Source organism: Microcystis sp. M165S2 (assembly GCF_020245885.1).
Lineage (GTDB): Bacteria > Cyanobacteriota > Cyanobacteriia > Cyanobacteriales > Microcystaceae > Microcystis.
The window spans coordinates 1-4,554 of record NZ_JADBTZ010000284.1 but is presented as its reverse complement, the minus strand read 5'-3'; the positions used below and the strand labels follow the sequence as shown (position 1 = coordinate 4,554).

4 protein-coding genes are annotated in these 4,554 nt (G+C 44.3%); 3 read left to right on the top strand and 1 reads right to left on the bottom strand.

The features are described 5' to 3' along the window. The first annotated feature begins 173 nt into the window (after nt 1-173). Nucleotides 174-1,124, top strand: a complete 951-nt coding sequence (locus tag IM479_RS14365; protein WP_287686165.1) for an NAD-dependent epimerase/dehydratase family protein — start codon at nt 174-176, stop codon at nt 1,122-1,124. A 131-nt stretch (nt 1,125-1,255) separates the two neighbouring features. On the opposite strand, the gene IM479_RS14360 is transcribed toward IM479_RS14365, so the two are convergent. Further along, a complete protein-coding gene (locus IM479_RS14360; RefSeq protein ID WP_286825816.1) occupies nt 1,256-2,197 on the bottom strand; it encodes a DUF1517 domain-containing protein in 942 nt (313 codons plus the stop codon). Between the two features lie 157 nt (nt 2,198-2,354). Here IM479_RS14360 and IM479_RS14355 point away from each other — a divergent pair, with 157 nt between their 5' ends. Then, complete coding sequence (locus IM479_RS14355) at nt 2,355-3,614, top strand: phosphopantothenoylcysteine decarboxylase domain-containing protein (protein WP_287686166.1); 1,260 nt, start codon at nt 2,355-2,357, stop codon at nt 3,612-3,614. Between the two features lie 43 nt (nt 3,615-3,657). Next, the gene (locus tag IM479_RS14350; RefSeq protein ID WP_286825814.1) at nt 3,658-3,957 is read left to right on the top strand and encodes a 2Fe-2S iron-sulfur cluster-binding protein; all 300 of its coding nucleotides are present in this window, start codon (nt 3,658-3,660) and stop codon (nt 3,955-3,957) included. The last annotated feature ends 597 nt before the right edge of the window (nt 3,958-4,554 follow it).

Here is a 4,554-nt window from a genome sequence, read left to right as displayed (position 1 = left end):
CCATAAAAAGGATAACTAGATAGCAAGTGATATTCTAGTAGGTTCGGTTCAGACATAATCGTGTAAGACCTAAGTAAGGGAAACCAGAAAGGGCTGTGATTAGCTCAAGAATCCTCACGCCTTTAGGCCCAGGAGTGTCAAAATCGATACAAAATATCAACGACTAGGATTAAATGGCTACTCATATTGTTACTGGTGTCGCGGGTTTTATCGGTTCTAACTTGGCACAAAAGCTTTTAGAACAAGGAGAGCAGGTGATCGGTATCGATCAATTTAACGATTATTATGATCCCAGTTTAAAGCGCAAAAATGCCCATATTCTAGCAAAATATCCCGAATTTAAGTTAATTGAAGCGGATATACAAGCCCTTGACTGGCGACAACTGTTGCAAGGAGTAGAAGTATTATTCCATCAGGCAGCCCAAGCAGGAGTCAGAGCAAGCTGGGGTGATGGATTTCGTCAATATACCGAAAGGAATATAAATGCCACTCAAATCATTCTTGAGGCCGCTAAGGAAACCCCTTCTTTACAACGGATGGTTTTTGCTTCCACTTCCTCGGTGTATGGCAATGCGGAAACGATGCCGACTCCCGAAACCCTTTGTCCCCAACCAGTTTCACCCTACGGCATCACCAAATTAGCGGCAGAAAGACTCTGTTGGCTATATCACCAGAATTTTAACGTTCCCGTCACTGCCTTGCGTTATTTCACCGTTTATGGACCGCGGCAACGTCCCGATATGGCTTTCCATAAGTTTTTTCAAGCAGCGATCGCAGGTAAAGCCATCGGCATCTACGGAGATGGCAAACAAACCCGCGATTTTACCTTTGTTAGCGATGCTGTAGCCGCTAATTTAGCCGCTGCCCTAGTCCCGGAAGCGGTGGGGGAGGTGTTTAATATTGGTGGTGGTAGTCGCGTGGTTTTGCTGGATGTCTTGGATACCATGGAAAAAGTCATCGGTAAACCGATTTTGCGATCGCATCAAGGACTCGCCCGGGGAGATGCCCGTCACACCGCCGCCGATGTCACCAAAGCCCGTACAATCTTAGGTTATAATCCCCAAGTCTCTTTAGCCGAAGGATTAGCCCAAGAATGGCAGTGGATTCAGGAATTATATTGTTAGGTTAACTTCGGGTGTGTTACGGTGCGCTAACACACCTAAAAATCCCATCACGGGAGCAATTCGTTAATAATCAAAAAATCTCCCCGTAAAAGGGAGATTTTGGGCAATATCTAGGGTTATCCCCCGACAAATTACACCAATTTCAGATCGGGATAATTAGCGAGAATGTCGTCTTGACTGAGAATATCACCCTCGCTTTGAGGAGTCCAAATCACTTCTACCGCTAAAAGTCGATCGCCTCCCATACTACCAATTTGTTGCAGGGCTTGTTTCAAGTCTTGGGAATCATTAATTTTGGGTAGAGAAAATTTACCGACAATGCCAGCGAAAATAGTCACCAAAATATAGCCTTCCGGTGCGGTTTTAGCTAATTCTCCAGCCGATTCGGTTAAAATATTTTCTTGAGAACCTTGACGCAGTTGATTATTGTAATTAGTTAAGGTTTCCGCCGTTAGTTTACCGCGTTCGTTGAGAGACCACTGATTAAACTTCGCTTCTGCACTGCTGAGGCTGGTTTGTTGGCAATCGACGTTACCATAAACCCAGTATTCCGGATGACGCAACAGGGCGAGGGCGGATTCTTGTAAGACATCGACGCGCCCCTCGGAGGTGCTAGTATCCACAGTTAGGGCGATTTGATTTAATTCTTGTTGCAGATAACGGGCATTTGCCAATAAACCCACCTGTACTTTAGCCACGGAGACGGTTTCATATCCCGGTTCAACAGCCATACCATTCTCATCACTGCCTCCACCATTACGGAAAGCATTAACGAGGAAATTGGCAATAGCAAAAAAGATTAACAGAGAAATTAAGCCACCGCCACCACCACCCCAAAAGAAGGGTAAAAGGAAGGGAAAACCAATACCTCCACCGTAACCGGGGGAACTGTAACCACCACCTCTAGAAGGGCTAATACTGCGACTAGGAGCGCGAAAACTACCGCCCCCCATTCTACCCCCCGATGCCGCTAAAGCACTGGGAACATTGCCTAAAATCAGCGTTGTTACTAATCCGATGACGATTAACGGCTTGGCAAGCGATCGAACTTTAGTTAAAATTTTGTCAATCATAAGAACACCGAAGCAACCCTTTATTTACTAGGATAACCAGTTTCTCGCTCAGAGATAGACAAATCCCGAATAGGGATAACCGAATCAGTGATCAGATATCAGATTTGAGTTTTCAGTTCACTGATTACTGTTTACTGTTTACTGATCACTGAAAATTATGACTTGGAATTTCTCTTCTCCGACGGATTCGCCATTAAGCGATCGCGAAGTACCCTTAGAAAGTCATCATCTCTGGGGTAAACGTATTGCTTTACTGGTAACGGGAGGGATTGCGGCCATGAAAGCGCCGCTAATTGCCCGATCTTTGCGTAAATTCGGGGCTACAGTCGTGGCTTTTGTCTCAGAAGAAGCTTTAAGATACGTCACTAAGGAAGCTTTGGAATGGAGTACGGTTAATCCCGTAATTAGCCAATTAACGGCAAAAGCAGAACATTTAAGCGATCAATCTCCCTTTGATCTTTATTTAGTCGCCCCCGCTACCTATAACACGATTAATAAGTTTCGTTACGGAATAGCTGACGGAGTGATCACTTCATGCTTGGCCTCGGCCTTGGGACGACAGGAAAAGGGAAAAACTAAAATTCTGCTTGTCCCCACCATGCACGGCAGTTTACATAATGCTATTCTGACCGAATCTTTGCAAACTCTCGATCGCTTGGGAGTCCAGATTATGTCACCCCGGGATGATTACGGTAAGCACAATCTCCCCGGGGAAAAAGAGATTACCGTGGCAGCCTGTGGGATTCTCAGTAATTCTGTCCTGAAAAATATGCCGATTTTAGTCACTGGTGGACCCACACCCGTTATTATCGATAATATTCGTCGTTTAACCAATCGTTTTACCGGACAATTAGGAGTCGCTATTGCAGAAGAATTGTACCTGCGCGGGGCAAAGGTGCAATTAATCCACGGACGCGGCAGCTATACACCTCCCGCTTATTTACCCCATGAAATTATTGAAACCTATGACGAGTATCTAGGGAAGGTTATGGGAGAATTAGAGAGTAAAGATTATAAATTTGGGATTTTTTCGGCAGCAGTGGCAGATTATCGCTTAGAAAGCCCTTTTTTTGGTAAAATTCCCAGTGGTGGGCAGTTAAATCTTAATTTTGTGCCGACGGAAAAAGTGATTGACAAGGTGAGAGAAAAATTTCCCGATTTAGAGATGGTGACTTTCAAGTATCAGGAGGGAGTCAGTCAGGAGGAGTTACTGGAAATCGCCCGTAAACGCCTAGAAAAGGGCTATCAGGCCGTCATTGCTAATCGGGGTGAGGAAAAGGGCGATCAAGGGGAACAGGTGGCTTATTTGGTCACAAAAGCGGCATTAGGGAAATTTATCGGCAAAAAAGCGATCGCTATTGGCATCGCCGAATATTTAGAACAGCGAGCCAAAAATGTTACAATCGAAAAAATTTAATATTTTTTAATATTAATTTGCAAAAATTTAGGGTAACACAGTCATGGGTAACATCAACTTCGTCAAAGAGAATAAGATCGTGGTAGCGGCAGATGGGGCGAATTTACGAGAGAAAGCAATCCAGAATGGCGTTGATATCTACACTTTTGGCGGTAAATTGATGAATTGTGGCGGTTACGGTCAGTGTGGTACTTGTATAGTGGCAATTGTCGAGGGTATGGAAAATCTCTCGGCTAAAACCGACTTTGAACAGCGCCGTCTGAAGAAAAAACCCAAAAATTATCGTTTAGCCTGTCAAACCATCGTTAATGGTCCTATTAGCGTCCAAACTAAACCAAAATAGCACTTAAGCGTCAGAAACGACCATCGAGCGCGAAGCGGATTGGAGTAGTTCAAAATTGCCAGACAAATTCTTGGCATTTAATAGCATAATTCCCTGAGCGGCTTTTTCAGCAGACCCTAATTGGGGTCTGCTGAATAAATCTAAAAACCTTGTTAGATAAGACTTTTAGACTTTTTGTCAATCAAAAAAAGTACCAGGCATGGGAGTGATCGGGGGGAAAATTCCGGGACTTTTTCCCTGAAAATCGGTAAAACCCATCCCCCATCCCCCATCCCCCAACCCCCAACCCCCAACCCCCACCGAAAAACTTTTTGCCGCAGACCCTATTTAGGGTTAGCTGAATAAATCTAAAAACCTTGTTAGATAAGACTTTTAGACTTTTTGTCAATCAAAAAAAAGTACTGGCCATGGGAGTGATCGGGGGGAAAATTCCGGGACTTTTTCCCTGAAAATTAGGTAGTTGACCACCTGAAAATCGGTAAAACCCATCACCCATCCCCCAACCCCCAACCCCCACCGAAAAACTTTTTGCCGCAGACCCTATTTAGGGTTAGCTGAATAAATCTAAAAACCTTGTTAGATAAGACTTTTAGACTT

Coding starts and splice junctions, on each gene's coding strand:
- IM479_RS14365 (WP_287686165.1), top strand. CDS start 174: ATGGCTACTCATATTGTTACTGGTGTCGCGGGTTTTATCGGTTCTAAC.
- IM479_RS14360 (WP_286825816.1), bottom strand. CDS start 2,197: ATGATTGACAAAATTTTAACTAAAGTTCGATCGCTTGCCAAGCCGTTA.
- IM479_RS14355 (WP_287686166.1), top strand. CDS start 2,355: ATGACTTGGAATTTCTCTTCTCCGACGGATTCGCCATTAAGCGATCGC.
- IM479_RS14350 (WP_286825814.1), top strand. CDS start 3,658: ATGGGTAACATCAACTTCGTCAAAGAGAATAAGATCGTGGTAGCGGCA.